24 protein-coding genes and 1 riboswitch are annotated in these 26,398 nt (G+C 37.1%); of the genes, 20 read left to right on the top strand and 4 right to left on the bottom strand.

Annotation, left to right across the window (positions count from 1 at the left end; genetic code table 11):
- Nucleotides 1-4: 4 nt before the first annotated feature.
- From aroF to AC0LWJ_RS05195, 6 genes are all read left to right on the top strand, one after another.
- Entirely contained in the window at nt 5-1,021 is a 1,017-nt protein-coding gene (aroF, locus tag AC0LWJ_RS05220; RefSeq protein ID WP_284680712.1) for a 3-deoxy-7-phosphoheptulonate synthase, read from the top strand.
- A complete protein-coding gene (locus AC0LWJ_RS05215) occupies nt 1,018-1,860 on the top strand; it encodes a prephenate dehydrogenase (protein ID WP_474237507.1) in 843 nt (280 codons plus the stop codon). The genes aroF and AC0LWJ_RS05215 overlap by 4 nt, the downstream gene beginning before the upstream one ends.
- Before the next feature lie 33 nt (nt 1,861-1,893).
- Nucleotides 1,894-3,165: a 3-phosphoshikimate 1-carboxyvinyltransferase gene (aroA, locus tag AC0LWJ_RS05210; RefSeq protein WP_474237506.1), complete on the top strand. Its 1,272-nt coding sequence runs from the start codon at nt 1,894-1,896 to the stop codon at nt 3,163-3,165.
- 17 nt (nt 3,166-3,182) lie between these two features.
- Nucleotides 3,183-3,869 carry a response regulator transcription factor gene (locus tag AC0LWJ_RS05205; RefSeq protein WP_474237505.1) on the top strand — a complete coding sequence of 229 codons (687 nt, stop codon included), beginning with the start codon at nt 3,183-3,185 and terminating at the stop codon, nt 3,867-3,869.
- A complete protein-coding gene (locus tag AC0LWJ_RS05200; RefSeq protein ID WP_474237504.1) occupies nt 3,859-5,223 on the top strand; it encodes a sensor histidine kinase in 1,365 nt (454 codons plus the stop codon). The genes AC0LWJ_RS05205 and AC0LWJ_RS05200 overlap by 11 nt, the downstream gene beginning before the upstream one ends.
- 82 nt (nt 5,224-5,305) lie before the next feature.
- A riboswitch (cyclic di-AMP (ydaO/yuaA leader) is annotated at nt 5,306-5,435 on the top strand.
- On the top strand, nt 5,436-6,245 hold the full coding sequence (locus AC0LWJ_RS05195) for a cell wall hydrolase (protein ID WP_474237503.1): 810 nt from the start codon (nt 5,436-5,438) through the stop codon (nt 6,243-6,245).
- 85 nt (nt 6,246-6,330) lie between these two features.
- On the opposite strand, the gene AC0LWJ_RS05190 is transcribed toward AC0LWJ_RS05195, so the two are convergent.
- Nucleotides 6,331-6,894, bottom strand: coding sequence for a TMEM165/GDT1 family protein (locus AC0LWJ_RS05190; protein ID WP_474237502.1), 564 nt, complete (start codon nt 6,892-6,894; stop codon nt 6,331-6,333).
- Between the two features lie 181 nt (nt 6,895-7,075).
- Between AC0LWJ_RS05190 and rlmD the strand changes: the two genes are divergently transcribed.
- The 4 genes from rlmD to AC0LWJ_RS05170 all read left to right on the top strand — a co-directional run bounded on the left by rlmD (nt 7,076) and on the right by AC0LWJ_RS05170 (nt 12,287).
- Nucleotides 7,076-8,431, top strand: a complete 1,356-nt coding sequence (rlmD, locus tag AC0LWJ_RS05185; RefSeq protein ID WP_474237501.1) for a 23S rRNA (uracil(1939)-C(5))-methyltransferase RlmD — start codon at nt 7,076-7,078, stop codon at nt 8,429-8,431.
- Nucleotides 8,432-8,749: 318 nt separating this feature from the next.
- Entirely contained in the window at nt 8,750-9,091 is a 342-nt protein-coding gene (locus AC0LWJ_RS05180) for a helix-turn-helix domain-containing protein (RefSeq protein ID WP_474237500.1), read from the top strand.
- Nucleotides 9,078-10,946, top strand: coding sequence for a DNA methyltransferase (locus AC0LWJ_RS05175; protein WP_474237499.1), 1,869 nt, complete (start codon nt 9,078-9,080; stop codon nt 10,944-10,946). Before AC0LWJ_RS05180 ends, AC0LWJ_RS05175 begins: the two co-directional genes overlap by 14 nt.
- Nucleotides 10,947-10,949: 3 nt before the next feature.
- Nucleotides 10,950-12,287: a DNA methyltransferase gene (locus AC0LWJ_RS05170; RefSeq protein WP_474237498.1), complete on the top strand. Its 1,338-nt coding sequence runs from the start codon at nt 10,950-10,952 to the stop codon at nt 12,285-12,287.
- 45 nt (nt 12,288-12,332) lie between these two features.
- Here AC0LWJ_RS05170 and AC0LWJ_RS05165 read toward each other — a convergent pair whose 3' ends face one another.
- Nucleotides 12,333-15,185, bottom strand: a complete 2,853-nt coding sequence (locus AC0LWJ_RS05165) for an AlwI family type II restriction endonuclease (protein WP_474237497.1) — start codon at nt 15,183-15,185, stop codon at nt 12,333-12,335.
- Nucleotides 15,186-15,196: 11 nt separating this feature from the next.
- Complete coding sequence (locus AC0LWJ_RS05160; RefSeq protein WP_474237496.1) at nt 15,197-16,300, bottom strand: ImmA/IrrE family metallo-endopeptidase; 1,104 nt, start codon at nt 16,298-16,300, stop codon at nt 15,197-15,199.
- Between AC0LWJ_RS05160 and AC0LWJ_RS05155 the strand changes: the two genes are divergently transcribed.
- Nucleotides 16,290-16,487, top strand: coding sequence for a hypothetical protein (locus tag AC0LWJ_RS05155; protein ID WP_474237494.1), 198 nt, complete (start codon nt 16,290-16,292; stop codon nt 16,485-16,487). The two genes, AC0LWJ_RS05160 and AC0LWJ_RS05155, sit on opposite strands and share 11 nt — an antisense overlap.
- Here AC0LWJ_RS05155 and AC0LWJ_RS05150 read toward each other — a convergent pair.
- The gene (locus AC0LWJ_RS05150) at nt 16,474-17,130 is read right to left on the bottom strand and encodes a helix-turn-helix domain-containing protein (protein ID WP_474237493.1); all 657 of its coding nucleotides are present in this window, start codon (nt 17,128-17,130) and stop codon (nt 16,474-16,476) included. The two genes, AC0LWJ_RS05155 and AC0LWJ_RS05150, sit on opposite strands and share 14 nt — an antisense overlap.
- A gap of 189 nt (nt 17,131-17,319) precedes the next feature.
- Between AC0LWJ_RS05150 and AC0LWJ_RS05145 the strand changes: the two genes are divergently transcribed.
- The 9 genes from AC0LWJ_RS05145 (at nt 17,320) to AC0LWJ_RS05105 (ending at nt 26,371) form a co-directional block, all read left to right on the top strand.
- Nucleotides 17,320-17,769 carry a helix-turn-helix domain-containing protein gene (locus AC0LWJ_RS05145; protein WP_474237492.1) on the top strand — a complete coding sequence of 150 codons (450 nt, stop codon included), beginning with the start codon at nt 17,320-17,322 and terminating at the stop codon, nt 17,767-17,769.
- 28 nt (nt 17,770-17,797) lie between these two features.
- The gene (locus tag AC0LWJ_RS05140; RefSeq protein ID WP_474237491.1) at nt 17,798-17,980 is read left to right on the top strand and encodes a hypothetical protein; all 183 of its coding nucleotides are present in this window, start codon (nt 17,798-17,800) and stop codon (nt 17,978-17,980) included.
- A complete protein-coding gene (locus AC0LWJ_RS05135; RefSeq protein ID WP_474237490.1) occupies nt 17,947-19,305 on the top strand; it encodes a DEAD/DEAH box helicase in 1,359 nt (452 codons plus the stop codon). Before AC0LWJ_RS05140 ends, AC0LWJ_RS05135 begins: the two co-directional genes overlap by 34 nt.
- Nucleotides 19,295-19,711, top strand: a complete 417-nt coding sequence (locus AC0LWJ_RS05130; RefSeq protein ID WP_474237489.1) for a gp33 family protein — start codon at nt 19,295-19,297, stop codon at nt 19,709-19,711. The genes AC0LWJ_RS05135 and AC0LWJ_RS05130 overlap by 11 nt, the downstream gene beginning before the upstream one ends.
- A gap of 108 nt (nt 19,712-19,819) precedes the next feature.
- On the top strand, nt 19,820-20,572 hold the full coding sequence (locus tag AC0LWJ_RS05125) for a hypothetical protein (RefSeq protein WP_474237488.1): 753 nt from the start codon (nt 19,820-19,822) through the stop codon (nt 20,570-20,572).
- Nucleotides 20,573-20,629: 57 nt separating this feature from the next.
- Nucleotides 20,630-22,552 carry a bifunctional 3'-5' exonuclease/DNA polymerase gene (locus AC0LWJ_RS05120; RefSeq protein WP_474237487.1) on the top strand — a complete coding sequence of 641 codons (1,923 nt, stop codon included), beginning with the start codon at nt 20,630-20,632 and terminating at the stop codon, nt 22,550-22,552.
- A gap of 4 nt (nt 22,553-22,556) precedes the next feature.
- The gene (locus AC0LWJ_RS05115) at nt 22,557-23,378 is read left to right on the top strand and encodes a phage antirepressor (RefSeq protein ID WP_474237486.1); all 822 of its coding nucleotides are present in this window, start codon (nt 22,557-22,559) and stop codon (nt 23,376-23,378) included.
- 15 nt (nt 23,379-23,393) lie between these two features.
- Nucleotides 23,394-23,819, top strand: a complete 426-nt coding sequence (locus tag AC0LWJ_RS05110) for a DUF7768 domain-containing protein (protein WP_474237484.1) — start codon at nt 23,394-23,396, stop codon at nt 23,817-23,819.
- Complete coding sequence (locus tag AC0LWJ_RS05105; RefSeq protein ID WP_474237483.1) at nt 23,816-26,371, top strand: phage NrS-1 polymerase family protein; 2,556 nt, start codon at nt 23,816-23,818, stop codon at nt 26,369-26,371. The genes AC0LWJ_RS05110 and AC0LWJ_RS05105 overlap by 4 nt, the downstream gene beginning before the upstream one ends.
- Nucleotides 26,372-26,398: the final 27 nt, after the last annotated feature.

Genomic DNA, 26,398 nt, shown 5'->3' with positions numbered 1-26,398 from the left:
TGAAATGGTAATTGTAATGAAAGCAGATGCTACAGATAAGCAAATTTCTGAAATGTTGGATTTTTTAACATCACTCGAACTTAAAGTTCATATTTCCCGTGGTGAAGAACGTACTGTTATAGGTATAATTGGTGATAAAAAAAAGCTGAAGGATAAACCCCTTGAATTGATGGAGGGTGTTGAAAAAGTTGTTCCGATAGTAGAAAGTTATAAAATGGTCAGCAGGACCTTCAAACCGGAGTCTACCATTATAAATGTAGATGGTGTAGAAATAGGCGGTAAAGATATTATCATTATGGCAGGTCCATGTGCGGTTGAAAGCAGGGAGCAGCTTTTTGAAAGTGCTGAAGCAGTTAAAAAAGCCGGTGCAAGGTTTTTACGCGGTGGCGCATTTAAGCCGAGGACATCTCCATATTCTTTTCAGGGGCTTGAAGAAGAAGGTTTGAAGATGCTCCGTGAAGCAAGGGAACTTACAGGGTTGAAAATAGTTACGGAGGTAATGGATATACATTCAATTGATTTAGTTTCTGAATATGCAGATGTGCTACAGATTGGCGCAAGAAATATGCAGAATTTTTCCTTACTGAAAGAAATCGGGAAAATACAAAAGCCGGTACTACTAAAAAGGGGGATTGCTGCGACAATAGATGAATGGCTGAATGCGGCAGAATATATTTTGAGCGAGGGCAATAAAAATGTTATTTTTTGTGAAAGAGGAATCAGGACATTTGAAACATATACAAGAAATACACTTGATTTAAGTGCTGTTCCTATTATAAAAAAATTAAGCCACCTCCCTATTATAGTTGATCCAAGTCATGGGACAGGGAAATCCGAGCTTGTAGCTCCAATGTCAAAAGCAGCCATAGCGGCTGGTGCTGATGGTCTTATGATAGAGGTACATCCTGATCCTAAAAATGCACTTTCTGATGGCGTACAATCTCTAACACCAGAGGCGTTTAAAATGCTTACAGATGAAATTAAAGCTATTTCACGCATCATAGGACGTGATTTTGATTGATAAAACACGTTTTAATAGTAGGTCTTGGCTTCATGGGAGGATCCCTTGCAAAGTCAATCAAGAAATATACAGGGATAAAGATAACTGCTCTTGATATAAATGAAGAATATTTAAATAAGGCATTGGAAGAAGGTATTATTTCAAAGGGAATTAAGCAAGTAGATTGTAATATTGATGCAGATGTGGTGTTTATATGTACACCTGTAGGAAAGATAATAGATTGTATTTATGAGATTATACCATATCTAAAAAAAGGCTGTATTATTACAGATATTGGCAGTACAAAAAGATTGATTATGGAGAAAATTGAAAAGATATTACCAGATGATATGTATTTTATTGGGGGACATCCGATGGCAGGAACGGAGAAATCCGGCTTTACAGCAAGTGTTTCGAACCTTTTTAAAGATACAAGCTATTTTATAATGCCCATCAAGAATGTCCCAAATGATATAGTAAAATTATTTGTAGATGAAATAATAATAAAAATAGGGGCAAAACCTGTGATTATAGATTATAATTTACATGATAGATTTGCTGCTATAATAAGCCATATACCACATATAGTATCTGCGGCACTTTCTAATTTTGCCTGTAGCGAAGGTCCTGATGCGATACAGTATGCTGCAGGCGGTTTTAAAGATACAACAAGAATTGCCATGTCGCAGACAGAGATGTGGAAGGATATAGTGATAAGTAATAAAGAAACAATAAAAGAATTACTTCTAAAATACAGTGAAATTCTTGCCGAATTTATATCATACCTTGATAAAGAGGATATAAAATCAATAGAAAAATTTTTTGATGATGCAAGAAGGTATCGCAGCAGCATAGAGTAAAGGATATTTAAAGGTAGATTTATGGAGGTAAATATGGAGATTGAAATAAATGCTAAAAAATCCCTTATGGGTTTAATTAAGGTGCCTGGTGACAAATCTATATCACATAGAGCGATAATGATTGGCTCAATTGCTGAAGGCATAACGGAAATAGAAGGCTTCTTGAGGGGGCAGGATTGCCTTTCAACAATTGAATGTATGCGGAAACTTGGTGTGGATATTGATTTAAATGAAAAGCTGGTTAAAATTAAAGGAAAGGGTTTATATTTAAAAGAAAGCAATTCTATTCTCGATGTTGGTAATTCCGGTACAACCCTAAGACTTATAATGGGCATATTAGCTGGACAAAATTTTGAAACCACATTGACCGGTGATGAATCCATAAAAAAAAGACCTATGGGAAGGATAATAAAGCCTTTAAGCATGATGGGAGCAGATATCAAGAGTCGAGAAAACAACTTTGCTCCTATAAGAATAAGGGGAGGAAAATTAAAAGGCATAAATTATAAAATGCCCATAGCAAGTGCACAGGTTAAGTCATGCATTATGCTTGCAAGTCTTTATGCTGATAAAAAAACCTTAATAGAAGAGCCCTATCCATCTCGGAATCACAGTGAATTAATGCTTAATTGTTTTGGAGCCGATATCAGGGTGGACAAAAATATCATCAGCTGTTACCCTGTTTCAAAACTTTACGGACAAAAGATATCAGTTCCCGGAGATATATCCTCTGCTGCATATTTTATAGTCGCTTCAAGCATTGCGCCGGGGTCTGATGTAACAATTACGGGTGTAAATATCAATCCGACAAGAACAGGCATAATAGATGTAATTCAAAAAATGGGCGGGAATATTGAAATATCAAATCGAAAAATTATAAATAATGAGCCTGTTGCAGATATTACTGTGAAAACCTCATCATTAAAGGGAATTGAAATTTCCGGTGAAATAATACCACGCCTGATAGATGAAATTCCTATTATTGCGGTTGCGGCAGTATTTGCTGATGGCACAACCGTAATAAAAAATGCTGAAGAACTGAAGGTAAAAGAGAGCAATCGTATAAAGACAATGACTCGGGAACTGAAAAAGATGGGTGCTGATATTATAGAAACAGAAGATGGTATGATTATTAACGGTACCCATTGTTTAAGCGGTGCTGAAGTTGAAAGCTATAATGACCATAGGGTTGCCATGTCTTTATCTATTGCTGGAATTATGGCTGAAGGTAAAACAATAATTAAAAATGCAGAATGTGTGGATATTTCTTATCCCGGATTTTATGATACACTTAATAAGCTATAAATATAGGTGGGTTATTAATGAAGAAAAAAGTATTGATTATCGAAGATGAAAAGCAGATAGCCCGTTTTTTACAATTGGAGTTTGAGCATGAAGGTTATATTGTAGCTATTGAATACAATGGACATTCAGGACTGAAGAATGCCTTGGAAAATAATTATGATTTAATAATACTTGATATAATGCTTCCTGGATTAAACGGCATAGAGGTTTTGAAAAAGATAAGAGAAACATCGGACATGCCTGTTATTATGCTAACCGCAAAAGATGAAGTGAAGGATAAGGTTACAGGTCTTGATACAGGTGCCGATGATTATTTGACAAAGCCTTTTTCAATTGAGGAATTATTTGCAAGGGTAAGGGCAGCCCTCAGAAAAAAAGGAAAAATAAATTCGGATATTTTACAATACAATGATATTGTTATGGATTTATTAAAATATGAGATAAAAAGAGATGGAAAGGTTATTGAACTTACTAAAAAAGAATTTGACTTATTGAAATACCTTATTCTAAATAAGAATATTGTTCTTTCAAGAGAACAGATACTTGAAAATGTTTGGGGATATAACTATTTTGGTGAAACAAATGTTGTAGATGTATACATCAGATATTTAAGAAGCAAAATAGATGACCCTTTTGATAAGAAGCTTATACAAACCGTAAGAGGTGTCGGATACACTTTGAGGGATGAAAATAATGAAACTTAGATTTATGTTACCTTCTATAAAAATTAGGATTGCCTTATTATATTCTTTGATATTCTCAATTATATTAATTGTTTTAAATGCTTCTGTACTTTATGGCTTAAAATATTATTTAATATATCAATCTTTTGCAGATATTTCAAATCAAGCCGAAACAATATTAAACAAATTGTCGGTTGTCAAGGGTGATATTGATTTCTCCAATGAAAATTTAGTATTTTCGATACCTGAAAATACATATTTAAAAGTAATTGATAAAAATGGCAAAGTAGTTTATAAATCAAGGGAAACGGAGAATATTAATATACCTTACAAATCAGATATAAACATACCGGTAAAAATTGAAAAAGATGGTATGCATCTTACATACATAAATGAAATTTATAACAGAGACGGTAAGATATTTTATATACAGATTATAAAAAACATGGAAAGCCAATATTTGTTTTTAAAATTGCTTTTTGTGTTAATGGCTTTTGCTGATGCGGTGGGAATTTTGATATCCTTGATAGCAGGCTATTTTGTAACAAGGCAGGCTATAAAACCTGTTGATTATATGGTCAAAGAAGTTAATGACATAGATGCGAGAAAGCTTAACAAAAGGTTAAAAGTATATGGGAATAAAGATGAATTTACAAGACTTGCCGTTACCTTTAACAGCATGCTGGACAGACTGGAGGATTCATTTAGAAGACAGAATACATTTATATCAGATGCTTCACATGAATTAAGGACGCCTCTTTCCATTATAAAAGGATATGTTGATATACTTGATAGATGGGGGAAATATGATAAAAATGTATTACAGGAAGGGATTGAGGCATTAAAAAAAGAAGAGGCAGAAATGGAAAAGCTTATAGAGCGTCTTTTGCTAATAGCAAGGGGAGACAGCAGAAACTTAAAACTTAACAAAGAAACCTTCATATTAAATGATATTCTCAATGAGGTTATAAAAGAAACATCAATGTTAAATAGGAATAGAAATATAGTTTTAAATATGGATGATGAAATTGATATCTTTGCGGATAAAAGCTTGATTAAAGAACTTTTGAGAATACTTCTTGATAATGCGGTTAAATATACGGAAACAGACGGTAAAATAGAGGTGCTTTGTAAGAGAGAAGGACAAAATACTGTTATCAAGGTGAAAGATGATGGGATAGGTATCCCATCCGATGAAATACCATATATTTTTGACAGGTTTTACCGGGTTGATAAAGCAAGAGCAAAAGAAACAGGTGGTGCGGGGCTTGGGCTTTCGATTGCAAAAATCATTGTAGAAGCACATAAGGGCAGTATTATTGTTGATAGTAAAATACACAAGGGCACAGAATTCACTATTATATTTCCATTCTGATAATCCTTTGAGAATCCCACTATATACCTCCATTACCACCAATTTAATATAGACATACAGGTATAATACGTTTATAATGTGTAATTGAAATATGCCGAATCCCCAGAAAAAGGGGTACGGGGGAATTTTTATGGGGTGAATCCATTATTATGGTAGGGTGACCCTTTACCCGAACCCGTCAACTAACCTCGGAGGCAAAAGGGGGAAAATTAATGTCAAATTTACGTATTAAGATTAAGCCTCTCATTGCATCTGTAATAGCAGGATTATTTTTAACACAGTCTGTTTTTGCTGCAACATATACTGTACTTCCAGGGGATAGCCTTTGGAAAATCAGCCAGAAATTCGGCACATCATATAATCAAATAATGTCATTAAACGGTCTTAATGATGTTCTTATTTATCCGGGACAGGTTCTTCAAGTACCGGGTAACGACAACACATACACAGTACAAAAGGGTGACAGTTTATACTTAATAGCTGTAAAATATGGTATTACTGTAGATTCACTTAAAGCTGCAAATGGATATTACAATGATATTATATATCCGGGACAGGTATTAACAATACCAAACGATACAGATCAAACAGCTAAAAGAAGTACCCCGATCGTTAACAGAGGGGCAATAAATAGAGGCGTAATTTCATACACAAATGATGATTTAGACCTTCTTGCAAGACTTATAACTGCTGAAGCAGGCGGTGTATCCTATAAAGCTAAAATTGCAGTAGGGGCTGTAATTGTAAACAGGGTAAAAAGCGGTAAGTTTCCTGCTTCAATCAAAGATGTAATATATCAGGTTGACAGCAATGGATATTATCAATTTACACCTGTTGAAAATGGATGGATAAATAAACCAGCAACGGCAGATTCTATTAGTGCGGCAAGGGAAGCATTAAGCGGTACTGATCCCACAAATGGTTCACTTTACTATTTTGATGACAGTGCAACAAACGGTTGGCTCTGGTCATTACCTGTTGCAGCAAGGATAGACAATATGGTGTTTTCTTACGCAAGGTAAAATAATGCAAATATGAGAGGCAAAGAATCAGCAAAGGGGATACTTAGAAGGGGGTATCTCCTTTGCTATGGTAAGCAGTGTTATTTCACATGAATCTGGATTTATACAAAGTTATAAAGCCAAATATTATAAACATCCCTGCTGAAATATAATGTAAAATCTTTGAAGGGATTTTTTTGTTAAGATATACCCCAATTAAAATTCCTATAACATCGGCAGTAAAAATGCCAAGGGTTGTTCCTACCAATACATTTATTGGATTTTTATATGCTGCTGTTAATGCTATAGCTGCAAGCTGAGTTTTATCACCAAATTCAGAAAAAAAGTATGTACTTATTATAGTTGCAGCAGAGCCGTATTTTGATTTTATTATTTTTTTATCTTCTGTTTGATCATTTTTTAATGCAAGCAAACCAAATACAAGAAAGGAAATCGCAGCAAGGATTCTTATGTATTTTATGGGTATGTATTCAGTTAAATATGTACCAAATGAGACAGCGATACCGTTATTTATTACCGCTGCGATAAAAATACTTAAAAGTACGGTCCTTACCTTTATAAAAGTGGCAAATGCTATTGACATTAGCTGTGATTTATCACCCATTTCTGAAGTAAAAACAAGTATAAAAGATGATATTAATGCATCCATTTCAGCCTTCCTCCTTATACCTTATTATACCTAAAATAAACTTAATTTAAAAATATATCATAAAAGATTATATGTATTAAAAAGCACAATAATATGATAAAATACATTTTGTAGTTATAATCTTTCAAAGAATAAAATTTCTTAGGGCAGTGAATTTTAAAGGGTATATAGGTGATATATTGTGAAAAAAAACGAAGAATTGATAATTGATATAACTGATATGGAGTTTAACGGATACGGTATTTCTTATATTGATGACAAAAAAGTTAAAGTAAAGGGTTGCTCAATAACAGGGCAAAAAGTCATGGCACGGATTAAAAGAATAAAAGGTTGTGTAATTGAAGCAGATTTGCTTGATATCATTGAGAAATCACCCTTAGAGCATGAAAATGTCTGCCAATATTTTGGTGAATGCGGCGGTTGCACATATTTAAACATGTATTATAAAGACCAGCTTAAAATGAAAGAAAACATTGTAAAAAAACTTCTTGATAATGCCGGAATTGAGGGCTATGAGTATATGGGTATTGAAGGAAGTCCGAAGGAATTTGCCTACAGAAATAAAATGGAATACACCTTTGGGAAAGGAAAAAATGGGGAATTAGCACTGGGACTTCATAAAAGGGGCAGGTTTAATGAAATTATAACAACAGAAAACTGCTTAATTGTTGATAGAGATTTTATAAAATTGCTTAAATCAGTATTAAACTATGCCATTGAAAATAAATTGCCTGTTTATGAAGGGAAAAAACATGAAGGGTATTTAAGACATTTGGTTATAAGAAAGGCATTAAAATCAGGCGAGATTTTAGTAAACATTGTTACAACAACAGAAATATTGCATGATTTTACCCCTCTTACGGAAATACTCAAGAATTTAGATTATGAAGGTAAACTTGTCGGTATATTGCACACCTTAAATGATAGTCTTTCAGATGCGGTGGTATGTGATAAACTCGAAATACTTTATGGCAGGGATTATTTTATTGAAGAATTACTTGAACTGAAATTTAGAATAAGCGCTTTTTCATTTTTTCAGACAAATCCATATGGAGCAGAAAGGCTTTACAGTACAGCGAGGGAATTTGCCGGAGACATTTCCGATAAAGTTTTTTTTGACCTTTATTGTGGGACAGGGACCATCAGTATCATAATGGCACCGCTTGCTAAAAGGGTAATTGGCATAGAACTTGTGAGTGAAGCGGTTGAAGCGGCGAAAGAAAATGCTGAACTTAACGGGCTTAAAAACTGCACTTTTATCGCTGGAGATGTTGCACAAAAGCTAAAAGAAATAAACGAAAAGCCTGATGTTGTTATTTTAGATCCGCCAAGAGCAGGTGTCAATCCAAAAGCTATTATGGATATCATAAAATTTAATCCTGAAACAATTATTTATGTATCATGCAATCCTGAATCCCTTGCAAGAGATTTAAAAATGCTTTGTGGAAGGCAGTACAAGGTGGAAAAGGTAAAATGTGTAGACATGTTCCCGCATACATATCATGTGGAGTGCGTAACATTGATGTCAAGAGTTTAGAAATAAAGAACTGAAAAGCTTGTAAATAAAGGGTTTCCTGACATTTAGCTTTTCTACAGGCTGCCATGCCGGATGTGGCAATGTCAGGAAACCCTCGTTTTTATTGATTTCGGGAACATATCAACTACCCTGAAATTTTGTAGTTGAGTTAACAAATTAGATAACCTCCATTTTTGCGGGGGGTTGAGGAAATAGGATAGATGTAATTGATTATTATTATTGTTGATTTGTAGCAGTCTTAATGGTATGATATAAACTGTAAGCTATAAACTAACTGCTTAAAACATTACGCTTTAAGTTTAATTTGGAGGTGATAATGTGGCCGATGAAACTTTTGCAAGTTTTCTATTAAGAAAAAAAGAAGAAGCTAGGTTATCTAACACAAAACTGGCGCGTAATGCTAACATTTCGGCAGTATATCTTGGTGAAATAATTAATGGAAAGAAAATACCGCCAGATAAAAAAACACAATATGCACTAGCCGATGCGCTAAATCTTTCATATGAAGATAGAGTTATGTTTTTCAATTTGGCCGCATCTGAACGGGGAGAATTACCTGTTGATGTTTATGATTATTTACTTGATAATGATGATTTAATATCTGAGATACGAGAAAAGCAAACTGCAGAAAAGATTGGAGATAAATATGAAAAACGTTAAACCTATTAAAAAGGCAGTTGTGGCTAAAAGACACACTGCACAATACAGAATGCACAAATACTTTGCACGAAGACCATATAATGTCTTTCAAAACTTAATTAAGCATTATACTAACAAAGGTGATATTATACTTGATTGTTTTTGCGGTGGAGGAGTAACCGTTTTTGAAGCAGCCGCATTGGAAAGAAAAGTGATTGGGGTAGACATTAATCCTTTAGCTACATTTATTACAAGAATGCAAATGTTTAATGGAGACATAGATTTACTAAAAGAAGTGTATTCAGATTTTATTAAACAGGAGAAAAAGAAATACAATAATTGGTACTATATTAACTTTGGCGATGATGAAGGTGTATGTGAATGGATAGAGTGGGTATATCAAGTAATGTGCCCCAAATGTAGTAGTGTATTTGCCTTAACAGAGGATAGAAAGATTCGTAATGGTTTGTTTTCATGTATAAATGAAAAATGTGAAGGACATGATGGACTTAAGCGTATAGAATGTTATCCTGCTGGTAGTAAACCTATAAGAGCAAGATATTTTTCAAAAAAGAAAAAAGAATTTATCGTACGTGAAATAACTTCTTTTGAACAACTATGTGATAATCGTGATTATGATGCTATAATTAGACAATTAAAGCATGTACCGAATTTTATTATTCCAATGGATTGGGATAGGCAACATGAAGATAAACTAAAAGAACGTGGGATTATTGAATATAAAGATCTTTTTACAGATAGAAATTATGCTATAAATTGTTGTATTTTCAACGATATCGTTAGTATGAAGAATGAGTTGCCATATGATATTTATGAAATGCTTTATTTCCTTTTTAGTTCATCGCTTCGATATACAAATAAAATGACTAGAGTTACGGATAATTGGGAAGGTGGTAAGCCAACGGCTATGGACAAGCATGCCTATTGGCTACCAAATCAATATGTTGAAACTAACGTAATAGATATTATTGAGAAACGCGCAAAAAGTATTTTGAGTGGAGTTAAGTACTCGAAAAAAATGCTACCTTTAATATGTAAAGAGGCAAAAGACTTTCAAGAGTTGCAACAAGAAGGTAGTTATCTTGTCATGAATAGAAGTTCAACCGATTTACCAATTCCGGACTGTTCTGTAGATACAATAATAACTGACCCACCCTATGGGAGTAATGTTCAATACGCAGAATTATCTGCAGTTTGGAATGCATGGTATAGTTTGTTTAGCGGGTTAAATGGCTACATTTTTAGAGATGAAGAAGCTGTAATGAATAGAAAAATTAAAGTTAAAGGTGCAAAAACAGAGTTAGATTATGAGGAGTTGTTGTATAGAATTTTCACTGAATGTTACAGAGTATTGAAACCAAGTGGTTATTTAGTATTCACTTTCAACAACAAAAATATTAAAGTTTGGATTACCATGATGAGAGCAGTTGCTAGAGCCGGGTTTTACTTACCTGAAGATGGGGTCCTATTTCAAGATTTCATTGAGTCATATAAAAACACAGCGCACCTAAGATATGCAGGTAATATCCATGGAGATTTTATATATTCATTTAGGAAAGGAGAAAACCCAGCAAAAGCAGATTTAAATGGCTATAATCTACAACAGATTATTGAGATAACTGTCGAGCAAACTATAAAAAACATATATAAAAGAAAGAAACAGTATAAAACGACAGAACTTTACCAAAAGATTTTTTCAAAATTGGTGGGAGTTTTGATGGCTTATATTACCGAGCATCTTGATAATGAAGATGAAATGCTAAGGGTTGAGCAATATTCTGACGACTATGTAGATACCGTCCTTAAAAAATATTTGGACTATAAAGATGGAAAATGGATCCGAAAGGAGCAGTAATTTGTGAAGAAATTACTTGAACAGCAAAAAATTTACTATAATAACGAACTACAGGAATTTGTTTATGGTTTGGAATGCAAATATAAATTTCGCGACCTTACGAATAGATATCATAACCTAGTAAATTTTTCGGAAAATGCTGATACACCTTTTCTTAATTGGTTTAGATATAGAGAAGGATTTTCAGGTAAATTAATTAAAGAACTTATTAAAGATTCCGGGGCCAAAAAGGATGAAATCATATTAGATCCATTTAGTGGTTCAGGTACCACGCCAGTGGTTGCTGTATTAAACGGATATAATGGCCTAGGTATTGATGTAAATCCCCTGTCAACTTTTATTGCAAATGTGAAAATGAGTAAATATTCACGCGATGAGCTTTGCGTATGTAGGAATATGGCTAAAGATATACTGAACTTACCATCTCAATGCACGAACAGATTCGATGATATTCGGAAATATTTTACTGAAAAAAATTATTCTGATCTGTGTAGTTTACGTGAATACATTGATACTATATCTAACCCAAGAATAAGAGACATATTCCTGACTGCTTTTTTATGCATTATTGAGTCATCTTCAAATAGACGACGTGACGGAAATGGACTGAAAACTGTAAAAACAAAAATTAATGATGTAAAAGAATTCTTCTATAAGAAATTAATGGATATCGTAAAAGATTTGGAGGAAAGCTCAAAGGGGAATTTAGGACAAGGCCTATGTATTACTGGCTCTGCTATAAATTTACATGACATTTTTATGCGTGAGTATGGTGAAACTAATAAGAAAGTAGGCACTATAATTTTTTCCCCGCCTTATCCAAATTCATTTGATTATTTTGAATCATATAAGCTTGAATTGGTGTTTGGTGGCTTTTCAAAAGATATTAGTGGAATAAAAACTTTTAGAGAACAAGCTGTACGATCATTTGTTGGAGTTAAGGCACAGGAAACATGTGATTATTATATAGATTTATTTGCGGATGAGATTGAAAAAGCTATACCATTAAAGGAATCTGAAACAGGGAAAAAAGATTCTAGAACGCGCAAAGTGCCCAACATGATAAAAGGATATTTTGCTGATATGAGAGAAGTAATACGACAATGTGGCTTATGTTTAGAAAAAGACAAAAAAGTATACATAGTAATCGACCAATCAGCTTATGTTGGAGTAATTATACCAACAGATTTATTATTAGCTTATATATCGGAAAGTGTTGGGTTTAATGTTGTAAGTATAACCGAATGTAGAAAAGCTAGAACATCTACACAGCAATTAAAGAAATACCCGTACTTAAAAAATGTTTTACGAGAGAGTATAGTTGAATTAATAAAAAAATAAGAGTTGAAAAGCTGCCACAGAGAATTTATCTGTGGCAGCATGATTTTATAACCAATTTTTATATGTTATAAAATTATTAAGCAATTGATCATTTGGACATGTTTCGATCTCTTTAGTGCTTTCTAAAATTTCACTTATAATTTTTTCTCCTCCAGGCTGCAAAATTATGTCTTTTGTGCCAGGAGTTATTATACCAGGCCATATGAGAAGGTGATTTTTCAAATAAACAAATTGATTATATAAAGTCGTTTTTGATGACCAAATATCTATTATTTTAAGCGTTGTATCAAATTTTTCATTGAGTGCAGCTAAGACAATATCTTTATTTGCTTCATTTAGTGTTTCGATGCGAGGATATGTTTCCCGAAGATATGAGATTCTTTCAACAGCTTCACTAACACCTCGATCGCCTAAATCTTTAGCAATAAACAAAGCATACGCAAACTCGAATTTTGATATCTTTTTAACTTGCGATAATACTTTCAGGGCAAAACGATATGGGAAATGTGGAATGCGTGTTATAGGTGCAAGTTTATAAAACTTTAAAAGCTGCTCCTGAAAGATTGGAATAGCATCTTCAAAGGAAGTGCAATCAAAAAATTTGCGTCCAATCTCAGTAACATAAAATTTACGTTCCCTTTCAATAATTGCACCTATTTTTACTGCATGCGAAACATTATTGTGGTCAATAGCAATAGATTTACGAGGGAGGCCAATACTAAAAGAATCATATTTTCGTAAAGTGGGCATAACGCATGAATTCAAATATGATTCAAGGCTATAGTCCCCAATAGTAGTAAAGTGACCACGTTCTACACCTGCAGTACGAGCTTTTGGTTCAAATATGAATTCACGTGAAATATTTGCTGGGTCTCGGTTAACTTCAGCTACACGTAATAAGATCTTATCAGCAATATCATCAATTCCGAGTTGCTCTGTGGCTTCAATAATAATTGGAGCTTCTCCATCACCACCATCGGTTATTTTTTGGCCAGTTGCTAACTTTAAGTTAAGTTTATCTATATAGTCAGCAAGTATACGATCTTGATCTCTTAATGCTTGAATAACTGTATGAAGTGTACTAAATTTTTCAGGATCAATATCTTCAAAGTTCGTTACTTCATCAGCAATAATGATAGGAATAATAATATAAGATATTTTGTCTGGATTACTTTCTACTTTTCTTAACGAACGACCAACAGCTTGTATTATATCAATTATTGAATTTTTGGGATCTGCAAAATAAACAGCATCAATAATAGGAACGTCAACGCCCTCGGTTAAACATCTTGCATTGGATATAACCCCATACGGTGATGATACGAACTCATCAAATATTTCCTTGCGTGTGCCTGCACTCATAGTGCCATTTATATGATCACAATAGATGTCCGAAATACTTATATTTTCAGAAACACCTGCAATTACTTCATTAAGGCTTGTACCATCAGTAGATGTAATGAATAATTTAGCAGATTCAATATCTCTATGATAAGAGATTACTTTGCTTATTCCAATGTCATTCATAGTCTTGGCTAAAAGTACTTGTTTAAACAGGTTTTGCGCATCTACTTCTCTGTCACCAATATTCAAAATTAAGTTATTTTCAATTATGTTTTTTAGTTCTCCTTCTTTCATACAACAAAGGACAATTTTATAATCGCTTATTATACCTTGTTCTATAGCACTTCTAAAAGGTAGCGATGTAAAGGTAGGCCCATATTGTTCATAATTATCCATAGAAAAAATTTCGTAATTATATTCATAAGCACGGTTTATAATACGTGGATTAACAAATCGTTCTGTAGCTGTCATAAAAAGGCGCTTTTTTGCAGGAATAAAAGTGTCATGCATACCTAAAACAAACATTTTGCTATCTTTATTACCAGCTGTTCTATGAGCTTCATCGAAGAAAGCAATATCAAAATAAAAATCTTCTATCTTCTGCAGTGCACTCACAATCGAATCTAGTGACTGATAAGTTGAAAAAATTACTTTATCTTTAGGGGTATCGAATAAAATAAATTCAGCAATTTTTTCCGGATCTGTGGTTACAGGAACCCCAATATAAGTTGCATCTATCTCAAATTCATCGTACTCAGCTTTACGAGCACCTTGAGCAACAGTATTATCACTGCATACACAAAGATATGTGAAAGGAGTACTGGCTTGAGGCATCCAGGCCTCGAGTGTTTGCTTAATGAGAGCAAGATTAGGAGCAACAAAAAGAACGTATTTTGCATTTAATTTTTCTTTTATCCACAAAGCTGTTAAGGTTTTACCGGTACCGCAAGCTGCAAGCATTTTACCACGCGATTCAGTTGCAAAACCATCCAATACTTCTGAAATCATTTTAATTTGATGTGGTTTGGGAGTGAATTTTTCTGTTGTACTAGTTAAAGTACCAGTTGTGGCATAAACATATAACCATTCAAAGAAATCAGGTTTGAGGCTAGTTAATTCGTCACGAAGAATCATAAACTGATTTTTCTTTTTATATGCTTGTTGTGGAAGTTCATAACAATTTGCAAAGATACATCTTTCATCTGCGTGCTCTGATTCTGCCCAAAATGACGTTAACTCCTCATATGAAGGGGCTTCTTGACCGCTCCTAAATTTTGCTTGATAAGCTACAGAAGTACCGTCTTCTTTTATTAACAAACCATCTACGCCACTGTCGCGCTTTTCTAATTTAATTTTTTGCCGTAACTCCGCTGGTATATCGCTTTCCATATATAATTCGGATATCATATACATGTTTTTGAAAAAAGTAAAATAAGCGAAGACGAATTGCTCGAAAGCAGTACCTTTTTCTTTAACATTTTCAATAGATTCAATTGCGGACTCCAATTCATCCCAAGATGAGTATTTTTTTGAAAAAACACTATGAAATATCATACAATGACCCCCTATACTTTATTTATATCGATTTCATCATATGTTACGTCAAAATATGGCAATGTTATTGCGTTTATCTCTTCTAATACATCGATTGTATTTATCAATTCTGCTGATAAATTATTTATTACGTAAATAACAATTTTACCTGAATACTCAAAAGCCAGAGAATCTTTCAGACAATGATGCAAAGTATATTTTTCCTGTACTAATAGCTTATCTAAAATAAATTCCCATTCTTTTATTCGCCTAAATCCATTAATATTATCAGGTAGTTTGTCTTTAATAGAAGGTGTTCTCCAATCAGGTAGTAATCCGGCGATATAAAAAGGTAGTTTTGCTCCACAGTTCGGACAGTATCTACTTTCAGAAGACATTTTTGTATTGCAGATTTCGCAAATATTATACAGTGGGGCTTTGCAAATATTGCATTCTCTCAAACCGGCAGGTATTTGAAAATTACCGCATTTTTGACAATAATAGACACGTCCTGTGGGCTTTAATGTAATTGTTGATTTATAAATATTAGGGTTTTCGCTTGCTTTTTGTAATTTGAGATTGTTTCCACAAATCCTACAATAAGAATCATCACTTACTATCGGATTTCCGCAAACTTCACAAGCAGATTTACTAATAAATTGGAGGTATTCTTTATTTTTAATAAAATCATAGAATTGTTGTTCTAATGCAGCTTTATCACTCTCCATAAGGTGGTAATCTCTATGTATATCACTTATTACATACTCAGAAGCTTCTTCCGAAAGGTTACATAAGGATTGGATCTTAGCTTTATCTAAACAGTCACATGCCCTTAATATAGCTGTTGGAGCTAAAAGTTCAGCAGCAAACATTTCTGCTTCTCTTTCTAATACCCAATAATCATGGTTATTTTGAATATTAAATGTTGAAGGTATGTCGAAATCTTCAAAATGTCTTAGAAAAATATGGCCAAGTTCATGTGCTTTCGTAAAACGAATATGTCCAATGTTGCGATTTTGAGTTTTATAAATAGTAATATATATTCTCTGGCCCTTTATTATCTCATATTGAGTTATCGCACTAATATTGTTGTCTGAAACAAAACTATTTGGAAGAGGTATACTTGTGGTTAACACCACCTCTTCTTCGGAAAAGCTTAATATTCCATTTGTTTTGTATATATTGTCTACATCTATAGGAAGAGAAGAAGCACCGCTGGAAAGTAATACTTTTCTGGCGGTACGTTTAACATGGCTTCTTCTTGGTTGTTTAGGTATGAAACTTGCGATGGGAGACCCCTCCTTAATTTCTAATCATCAGTAGAAATTCCTTGCTGTTCTAAAAGGAATTTAATATAAGTTGCCATTTGATCCATTGTTTCTTTTGAAACATCCTTAGCTCGAAATAAAGTTTTAACCAATTCTTCCGATTTTGATAAACTCTCTAAAAGCTCATCGCCTTTACTTTTGGTGGAACGAACAAGTTCGTCTGCAGATTCCGATTCTGAAACAAGTTTAATAACAGGAACACCTAGTTCATAGGAAATCCTACTAAACACTTCATATTCACATAAGGTTTCACCATTTTCTAACGATACTAATGTTTGAATAGGAATGTGTAAATTTGAAGCTAAATCCGATAAATTGATCCCTTTACTTTCTCGAACTTTTTTTATTTTTTCACCTATAATATGAGGATCGGAATCAAGATACAATTCTTTCATATATGAATCATAATCTGTAGCGTTACTTATATATCCACCCGCCTTTAAAGCTTCTTCAATTGGAATATTCAAAACTTTACATATGGCTTTAATGTTTTTAATAGAAGGATTTTTCCTATCACCGTTTTCAATTCTATGAATTTCTGTGTGACTCACACCAGATTTTTCTGCTAAAGCCCATTTTTTCATTCCTGCAGCTTCTCTTGCGGCTTTAAGAAATTTACCAATAGCCGTTTCGGCCATAAAATTCACCTCCTGTAAACAAAGTGTAGCACAAACCGAACCAAAACGCAATACTTTATTCAAAATTAATTTTTATAGATTGACAAAAGGTTCGGTTTTTAGTAGAGTAATATTGGAAGTACATCAAAGACCGGTTAAACGGTTTTTTTATTGAAGCAAACCGAACCTAAAAGTTCATAAGGAGGAAATATGATTATTAATACTAATTATGTTCGAACCTTAGCGTTAAAAGAAAACCTGTCTGGAGCTCAATTAGCACGAAAAATGGGTGTTTCTATTTCTGAAGCAAACAGAGTTTTAAATGGTGAACGAAAAGGTGGAATAAAAGTAATGACCGGCTTAATGAGAGCTTTTCCAACTGCGGATATAGATAAGCTTTTTATTTTACCCATTACCGAACTAAAAAGTTCAATAAAGCCTAAAGATGTTGGTTTAGTTCCAAACTTAAATTATATCAAATCATTGATGGTAAAAAAAGGATGGTCAGGGAGTGACCTTGCTAGGCATATGGGTGTTTCAATTACTGAAGCAAATAGGGTTCTTAGAGGTGCAAGAAAAGGAGGAAAAAAAGTCATTGGAGGCTTACTAAAAGCCTTCCCAGAAGAAGATTGGAAGAATTTGTTTATAAACGTTAAATGATGAACTAAATCTAAGGAAGGTGTAGGTAATGCAAGACTCTATGAACAATGCAAAAACGCAGCCAATAATTTCAATGCCCATAAAGGGCAGACCATACAAGCATCAGGTCCATGCTTTCAATTTCATCTGTAGTCTATTTGGACTTTTGAAGGGTGGTGGTTTTCCTACCATTTCCGGATGGGGTGCAGCGCTCCTGATGGAAATGGGCTGACCAGCACCGGGAAAACGCTTGTCTCAATCGCCATTATAGGAGCATTGCTTGCTGCAGGAAGAATAAAACGTGTGCTGATAGTTGCACCGCTATCCATACTTGGAGTGTGGCAAGATGAGTTTAAACGGTTCGCAGATTTTCCATATCAGCTTATAGTCCTTAATGGCACGATATCAAAGAAAATTCAACAGCTTAGATTTCTAACTGGCGAGGGTGTCCATGTGGTGGTAGTCAACTACGAATCTGCATGGAGAATGGAAAAGGAACTGGCAAACTGGCATCCTGACCTTATCATTGCCGATGAAGGACATAAAATTAAAACTTATAATACAGCAGTTTCAAAGGCAATGCACCGGTTAGGCTCACTTGCCCGGTATCGGCTCTTACTGACAGGAACGGTTATAACCAACAAAGCCATAGATGTATTCAGCCAATATAAATTTCTCGATCCACGTATTTTTGGTAACAGCTTCTATGCCTTCAGAAACCGGTATTTCAACATGGTCGGCTATGGCAACCATACGCCAGTCCTGAAAAAATCAATGGAACAGGATTTGATGAAAAGGATCCACAGCATTGCGTTCCGGGCGACCAAAGCGGAGTGTTTGGATTTGCCGGAAACTACCGATATTATTCGCTACATTGAGCTTGAGCCTGTAACTTTGAAGAAATATAAGGAACTTGTCAAACAAAGCTATACTGAGCTGTCAGCAGGGGAAGTAACAGCTACAAACATACTAACACGCTTGCTTCGTCTTTCGCAATTAACCGGTGGCTTCATCGGAAGCGATGATGGCGGAAGAATTGAACAGGTTAGTGATGCTAAACTAAAGGCTCTAGAAGATATCCTTGAAAGCAGCATTCAAGAAGGACATAAGCTGGTTGTCATAGCAAGGTTCATCCCTGAAATCCATGCCATATGCAGGATGCTGGGAAAAAAGAATATCGGCTATGCGTGTATTTATGGAGCGATTAAGGATCGCCAAGAGCAAGTCAGCCGGTTTCAATGTGACCCTGATTGCATGGTATTCGTAGGACAGATTGCAACTGCAGGACTCGGTATTACGCTGACCGCTGCAAGCACAATGGTATTTTACTCCCTTGATTACTCAATGTCGAATTTTGAGCAGACAAAGGCCCGCATCCATAGAGTTGGGCAGAAGAACGGCTGCACATATATCTACCTTATCGCCAAAGGGACTGTGGATTCAAAAATCCTGACTGCTCTACGCAATAAGGCAGATCTTGCAAAAATGCTGATAGACGACTACCGCAAAGGAGCAAACCCCTTTGCCCCGGAGGGAGGTGAAAGCTATGAGCAATAATGCAATGTTTGAACTTGCTGACCGCCTGAAGGAGCTGCGCGAAGCAAAGAAGGCTGCGGAAGAGGAACTGAAAAGCATCAATGCGGAGATTGACGATGTTGAATACCGCTTGTCTGAGCTGATGATCAGCAGCGAGACGCAAAACTTTACAAGAGCAGGAACAATGTTCTGCCTTTCAACGACAACAAGAGCCAGTGCTGCCGCTGGCATGAAGGAAGAACTGTTTGATGCCCTGCGCAGTAAAGGCTTTGGAGGACTCATCTATGAAACAGTCAATGCAAATTCCCTGTCGGCATTTGTTAAAGAACAGATTGCTGAGAATGGGGACGAGCTTCCGGACTGGTTGAAAGGCCTTGTGAATGTCTTCGAAAAGACAACAGTAACTGTGCGGAAAGCAGCAAGGTAAATAAGTTCAAAGAGCAATGCTCCAATATCAATGCTCAAAGAATAACGATTCAATGAACAAAATGATATAGATTACGTTTCAAATTCATAATTACGGAGGTATAAAAGCATGAAAAACAATAAACTCGTAACTATCAACGAAAATACAGGTTTTCTTCAACTCGCTGATTTCAATCTTGATGAGGCAATGGCATCGGAACTTGACGGTCTTGACATGACTTTTGAACGCATAAAAATTCCGTCTGCAGGTAGCACAGTATTTGAAGTGCCTGGGGAGAATCCCGGAGAACCGGATACTGTGAAAGAATTCTCAGCGGTAATCCTTTATCATCATCCACTTTATGCATATTACAAGGACAAGTATACCGGAGGCAGTAACCCGCCAGATTGCGGAAGCTTTGATGGTGTAACCGGTGAAGGAGACCCCGGAGGAAGCTGTGCCAAGTGTCCATATAATCAATTCGGTTCAGGGGAAAACGGCAGCAAAGCCTGCAAGAACCGTCGCAGGATATATGTCCTGCGTGAAGGGGAGATTTTCCCGCTGATACTCTCTTTGCCCACAGGATCGTTGAAGGAGTTTTCCCGCTACATCAAAAGGCTGCTTTCTAAAGGCAAAAAATCAAACAGCGTAGTTACCCGCTTTTCTTTGAAAAAGGCAACCAACTCAAGCGGTATCACCTATTCCCAGGCTCAGTTTGCAGTAGATCGGGATCTGACCGCTGACGAATATGCGTTGATATCCAAGCTTTCAGAGCAGGTCAAAGCATTCAGTACCCGCGTTGGCCATGATACTGAACCTGTCAGTGAAGACGTAATAAACGTAGACCCTGAAACAGGCGAAATTGCAGAGCCGCTTAAGTGATCAAATGCCCTATCGGAGATGGAAGTTCCTCTCCGATAGGGCGGAAAGGAGAACCGCATGGGATATAAATGTGTTTATACACTTGCTGAGATACAGGAGTATCTGAAAAACACTAGCTTATTTGCTTTCGACTTTGAAACCTCACCCCGCGATAAATGGAGGAACGAGAAAAGTGCTGCTCTGGATGCTCATAAGGCCGATATTACAGGGATCAGTTTTTCAGTATCTGACGGAACCGCTATATATGTTCCCCTTAAACACCGCAACGGGCGAAACGCAGAGAACCAGACGGCAATATGGGAGTATCTGAAATTACTATTCGAATCCAAAGATGTAATAAAGGTTGCCCATAACCTGGCTTTTGAGTCTATGTTTCTTTACGCAAGAGGTATTGTCCTTCAAAAGCCTTGTTATGACACTATTGCAGCATCACAGCTTACATTGAAGAGCAAGTGGGAGTTCAGAAGTCTTGCTGACAGCGGACTTAAGACACTTGCACCCGCGCTGTGTAAAGCGGAAATGACAGAATTCTCAACGGTAACTGACGGTCGCCTTTTCGATGAATTGAATCCCCAAGATGAGCAGACCATCCGCTATGCTTGTGCTGACAGTGATTATACTCTTCGCCTGTACCATGTTTTCAATCAGTGGTTTGATAGGTTTTTACCTAAACACAGAACCATTGTGGAAGAGGTGGAATCGCCCACATCAGTGTATGTCGGGATAATGAAGTATAACGGCATATTGGTGGACAGGTCAGCCATGCTGAAAAAACAAGCGGAAGCTGCGGAAAAGATCGGCAGTATCAGGAGTGAGATTGCTGGAATTATCGGCAACGTAGAGATAGGGGCAAATGCTTCAACTTCGGCATTTAAGAAGTATCTTTTTGTGGATCTCGGTCTTCCGGTTATGAAAACAACCGCAAAACATCAGGAAGCTGCCGACGATGAAACCATGATTCTGTTAAAAGAATGGTGTGAATCCAACCGGCCCGAGCTTGTACGCTTATTTGATCTGGTGCAGGATTATCGCAAGTGGGGAAAACTCAAATCCACCTATATAGACGGTTATCTCCGATTTATTGATGAGAACACCGGCAGGATTCACCCGGACCTTATGCCGCTGGGTACGGAGACAGGGCGGTTTGCTTCAAGAAACCCGAACATGCAGAATTGTCCGCAGAAAGACAATGACCCAATAGGTGTACGAAAATTTATCATTGCGCCAGCCGGAAAGGTTCTTTTATCCCTTGACTTTTCGCAGATAGAACTGCGTGTCGGAGCGTTTTATTGCAAGGACAAACGGATGCTGGAAACCTATCGTGCCGGCGGTGACATCCATGCACAGACCACTTCGGTTATTTACCGCATTCCTTTTGAGGAGGCAGCAGACAAAAATGCTCCACATTATAAAGAGCGTAGGACCATTGCAAAGAACTGCAATTTCGGTGTGTTCTATGGCCTGTTTCCTACTGGCTTACAGAGAACACTTAAATTTAAAGCTGGGCTGAACCCAACTTTGTCCGAATGTGAGACCATCATTCAAAACTTGAAATCCGGATACCCCGGTCTTGCCAAATGGCAGGATGAGGTAAAAAAGCGGGCTGCTGTAAGCTGCTATTCAGAAACATGGCTGGGCAGGCGAAGATACTTGCTGGGAATTCGGTCATCAGATTGGGGCAAGAAGTCGTTTGCCGAGCGGTGCGCATTAAATACACCTATTCAGGGTACAGCGGCAGATATTCTAAAGCTTGCCTGTGGGCGCATCATCAGTGGACTTCCCGAAAGGCTTTGGCTGAAACCTATGCTGCAGATACATGACGAGCTGGTTTTTGAATTACCGGAAGACAAGGTGGACGAAGCAGTTGTTTTTATAAAAGAGTGTATGGAAACACAACCCTTCCCTGAATTTGATGTACCTATTGTGGCAGAGGCTTCGGTAGGAAGAAATTTTGGAGAAATGAAAGAAATGGAGGATTGATATTATGACTAATTTACAGGTTTTTAAGAATACAGAATTTGGAGAACTTAAAGTACTCGTTATTGATGGAAAGGAATACTTTCCTGCAACGGATTGTGCAAGGATGCTAGGATATAGTAACCCTCGCGATGCGATACAACGCCATTGCAAACCAGACGGGGTCGTGAAACACGACGGGGTCACCTTAACTAAAAATCAATATGGTGTCTCGACTGAACAGCATGTTGAACGGACTTATATTACAGAAGGAAATCTATATCGCCTTATTATACGCAGTAAACTTCCTGCCGCTGAACGCTTTGAGAGATGGGTATTTGATGAAGTGCTTCCTACGATCAGAAAACATGGAGTCTATGCAACGGATAAAGTTATCGAAGAGATGATTTCCAATCCAGAGTATGGTATAAGGATTTTCTCTGAACTGAAGGCAGAACGCGACAGACGGAAAGCTTTAGAAATAGAAAATGCAAAGAATAAACAGATTATCAGCGAGTTAAAGCCCAAGGCAAGCTATTACGATCTCATATTGCAAAATAAAAGCCTTGTGCCGATCAGCAAGATTGCCAAGGATTACGGAATGTCTGGCCGCGCTTTCAATAAGCTGCTTCATGAGCTTGGAGTACAGTACAAAATGGGAAACTGCTGGCTTTTATATCAGGAGTACGCCGATCAAGGATACACGCAGTCCAAGACCCACGCTATTGATGCAGAAAGAAGCGTAATGCACACATATTGGACACAAAAAGGAAGGCTATTTATCTATGACCTTCTTAAAAACAAGAAAGGTATATTGCCTGTAATCGAACGTGAACAAAAAAGCGCATAGGCAGGGGGTAATACCATGAGTATCAGCAAGTTTAACGCGGAAGGATATTACGACCCCACACCTTATGAAGCATTGCTTAGGATTGAGCGAGAGGCCAGGAAAGCGCCTTACAGACCGATGGTATTTATCTGCAGCCCATATGCTGGAGATATAGAACGTAATATCCGTAAGGCTCAGGGGTACTGCCGCTTTGCAGTGAGCAGGAATTGCATACCTATTGCTCCGCACCTCTTGTTTCCGCAGTTTATGGACGACGATGATGAACAAATGCGAAATCTGGGCTTGTACTTTGGCATGGTATTGATGTCAAAGTGCTCAGAAGTGTGGGTATTTGGCAGAAAAATTACTAAAGGGATGTCCATTGAGATTGAAAAGGCAAAGCAGCGCAGCATTCCGATCCGGTATTTTAATGAACGATGCGAGGAGGTGCAGTATCAGTGAGCATCTCATTCCCTAAAGAACTGGCTGACCGGAAGCAATGGATCTGCTGGCGTCTGGAACCAAACACAAAGGACGGAAAAGACAGTAAAATTCCTTATAACCCCTTAACCGGCAGAAAAGCCTCAAGCACTAATCCAAACGACTGGTCGACCCTTGACGATGCGATTGCGGCAAAAGAACAATATCTCTATACCGGATTGGGTTTTGTATTCGCAAAAGGTGGAGGCTTAGTAGGGGTTGATATCGATCACTGCCGCGACAAAAATACTGGGGAATTAAACGATACCGCCAAGGCTATCCTTGAGCGGTTTCCGTCCTATACGGAAATCAGCCCTTCAGGAACTGGGCTTCATATTTTCTATAAAGGGGAGATGCCCGCCAAGGGCAATAAAAACACTAAAACCGGCGTTGAAATGTATGCCCACAGCAGATACTTCACAATGACTGGCGAGCGACTGCCAGGGACTCCTGATTACATTGCTGAAGATAACGGGGCACTGGCCTGGATACATGAGAATTATATCAAAAGTAAAAAACGGAGAGGAAAAAGCAAGAAAGACAGTAAGGTGGTTAAGCTAGAGCCGCTTACAGATGAAGAAATTCTGGAGAAAGCCCGTACAGCCGAAAACCATAAGGAATTTGATCTGCTATGGGAAGGAAAATGGCAGGAAGCAGGGTATCCGAGCCAGTCCGAAGCCGACCTTGCCCTTTGCTGTATGCTGGCTTTCTGGTCAGGCAAAAACAAAGAGCAGATGGACAGGCTGTTTAGAAATTCCGGGTTATTCCGGGAAAAGTGGGATACGGTACATCATGCAAGTGGAGCAACATATGGGCAGGAGACACTGGATAAGGCCATTGAAGTTACAGAGAACGTATACAGCCGCGAAAGCGAGTCAGTTATCTTTGAACATGAGGGCAGGTATTACCGCACCAGAGGCGAAAGTGTGTATCCTATAACAAATTTTATCATTCAACCGGTGGAGATGATTGTATCGGAAGATGAAACGCAGATGACTGCTGACCTTATTACAATCCGTGATGAAATATACCGCCAGACATTTATGACTACCGACTTCAATAACATCCAAAAATTTAAAAATATCTTGAACCGCCGGACAATATCCTTAGGCTATTTTGGCTCAGAAGGAGATTTGGAACTGCTGAAAGGTTATATATCCGAAATGGAGTGGATACGGAAAACAGGGGTCAAGGCTCTTGGAATTTATGAGCATGGCGGGCGGATGGTATATGTTTCAACGGATGGTGCCATTGAAGCAGGAGGCAACATTGTTGAAGATATCGTGCAGCTTGATAAGTATAAAAGCATAACAACCGATATCCTAACCTTTGAGCCATTGACAAAGAAACAGCTTATTATGCTTGGTGAATGGCTCCTCAGCTATAACGAGCCCATAAAAACGGTATCAGTAATGGCCTGGGTGGCCGGATGCTTCATTAAACCGCATCTTAAAAAATCAGGCATCAAGTTTCCTCATTTATTGCTTGTCGGAGAACAAGGCAGCGGAAAAAGTAATACATTGGAGCGGGTTATTCTGCCGGTATTTTCGTGCAGCAAAATCCGCGCGGCTACGCAGGTTACTGCATTTACACTGATGAAGGAATCTGCATCATCGAATCTGATACCGCAGTTGATGGATGAGTTCAAGCCTTCAAAGATAGATAAGTTAAGGCTAAATGCCTTATACAACCATCTTCGAGATGCATATGACGGCCATGAAGGTGTCCGCGGTAGGGCGGATCAAAGTGCTGTTACTTATGAACTGTTGGCGCCTATTATTGTAGCTGGTGAGGAATCGCCGGATGAAGCGGCTATCAGGGAACGAAGCATTGAATTGCTTTTCAGCAAGAAAGACTTAAAACCAGCCAGCCATAGGCAAGCATTTTATAAGTTGTGTGCAAAAGCGGATCTGCTTGGCAGCTTCGGTCGGAGCCTGCTGGATATAGCACTCAGAGTATCGCCCGTGGATGCGGAGAAATGGTATGAGGAAGCAAAGTCAGAGATATCTGATGAGTTTCCATCTCGTATCGTCAATAATCTCGCCTGTTGCTATGCCGGATTGAGCCTAGTAAACAAACTGTGTGAATTCCTTAATGTTACATGGTCTGAAGTGTTTCCCATTAACAAAGGGGCGTGTATTCGATATCTTCAAAACGGTGTGCAGGAATACTTGCTGGATGGCGGCAGCAACAACAAGACTATTGTAGAACAGACGCTGGAAATCATGGCCCGGATGAAACTGGCTCCGAATCAAGACTACACTTTTGATAAAGGAGGCAATGTTATCGGGATTCGTTTCTGTGATGTATATGACCGCTATACCAAGTACAGACGCGATTATGCAATCACAGGTGAATGTCTTCCGTATAACCAGTTTCTGAAGCAATTGAGGCAAAGTGACTTTTTTATAGAGAGCAATAAAACGATGCGTTTCGGGAATGAAACAAAAAAAGCGTGGGCTCTTGATTTCTCGATACTGAAAGAGCGATGCGATGTGAGCGGCTTTGAAATCACAGATATTGAGCCTCTTTAGTATTGAAAAAGGTAACAAGGTAACAAA

This window comes from Aceticella sp. 75b-Ac, assembly GCF_056032965.2.
This window is presented reverse-complemented; position numbering and strand designations above follow the sequence as displayed.